This window comes from Fibrobacter sp. UWT2 (assembly GCF_900142545.1).
Lineage (GTDB): Bacteria > Fibrobacterota > Fibrobacteria > Fibrobacterales > Fibrobacteraceae > Fibrobacter.
The window spans coordinates 1-1,404 of record NZ_FRBF01000047.1 but is presented as its reverse complement, the minus strand read 5'-3'; the positions used below and the strand labels follow the sequence as shown (position 1 = coordinate 1,404).

At 47.6% G+C, this 1,404-nt stretch carries 2 protein-coding genes; both read left to right on the top strand.

The annotated features are described in order from the left end of the window. On the top strand, positions 1 to 550 hold a 550-nt coding region (locus tag BUA40_RS14165; RefSeq protein ID WP_218588203.1), incomplete at its 5' end, for a helix-turn-helix domain-containing protein. Then, positions 469 to 1,371 (top strand): IS3 family transposase, encoded by a 903-nt coding sequence (locus BUA40_RS14675; RefSeq protein WP_369827644.1) that lies wholly within the window; start codon positions 469 to 471, stop codon positions 1,369 to 1,371. The genes BUA40_RS14165 and BUA40_RS14675, both read left to right, overlap by 82 nt. Positions 1,372 to 1,404: the final 33 nt, after the last annotated feature.

The following is a 1,404-nucleotide window of genomic DNA, read 5'->3' as shown; positions in this document are numbered from 1 at the left end:
GTTGGACACAACTTTAGAGGTTTGCATGACAAAAATACACACAGAAGAGGAATGGCAGAGGGTCCTAGACCTGCACAAAGAAGGTATGATGCCCAGGGCTGTCGCCCGACTAGTCGGCATATCGGAACGTGAAGTCAAACATCGTTGCCGGATGTACGATCTGACCGGCAAGTTCCAGACAGAACCACGCATAGGACACCCCGTAGACTTCAAAGTAAGATGCGCTGCAGTAAATGACGTGGTGAAAAAATCGCTATCTTGTGTCTTGGTTTGTGCCAAGTATGATATAAGCCGTTCCGCCATAAAAGACTGGTTAAACAGGTTTAGGCAAGGCGGCTACAAGAATCTGCGGGATAAGAGGCCCCAAAGGAGCTGTCCAAGGATGCCCCAAAAGAAGCAAATACGTGCGGAAGCCGGCGAGCTCGAGCGTCTCAGGGAAGAAAACGAGTACCTGAAAGCGGAGAACGCATACCTAAAAAAACTAAAGGCCCTAGACCAGGAAGAAAGTGCCGAGATGTTCGGTATAGGGCCCAGGTCGTCCACGAACTGAGCGATGAACACGCTCTCAAGCATCTCCTGAAGGCAAGCGGACTATCCCGTTCAACATACTATTACCATCTGCGTGAAAAGCCCGACCGCTACGCCAAGGAACGCGGACGGATAAAGGCAATCCATGCAGAGCACAAGGGCCGTTACGGCTACAACCGAATCAGTTCCCAGTTGAAGAACGAGGGCTACAGAATCAACCACAAGACTGTGTACAGAATCATGAAGGAAGAACACCTGCAGAATGTTCGCGAACGTCGCCACTACCACTCCTACAAGGGGGAAATAGGCAAGGTTGCAAAAAACATAGTGAACAGAAACTTCACGACGACTGCGCCCAACCAAAAATGGACTACGGATGTAACTGAAATAAATGTCGGCGGGGAGAAATGTTATCTGTCGCCCATATTGGACATGTACAATGGCGAGATAGTGTGTTATACGATATCCGACCACCCAGACCTTAAGATGGTCATCAGCATGTTGAACAAGGCTTATAAAGCAAGGAAGATAAGGGACGGTCTAATACTCCACTCCGATCAAGGCTGGCATTATCAGCATTATAACTACCAGTTGTCTCTCAAGCAGCATGGCATCATCCAAAGCATGAGCCGCAAAGGCAACTGCCTAGACAACGCAATGATGGAGAACTTCTTTGGAATAATGAAGTCGGAACTGCTTTACCCGAACATCTTCAAGGATATGACCCAATTTAAAAGGGAGCTTAGAAACTACATCGACTATTACAATAACAGACGGATAAAACTGCGTTTAAACGGAATGAGCCCGGTTCAATACCGGACCCATAACTCAATTTTATCCTAACTTTAACCTGTCCAACTTTTTGGGGTCGGTTCA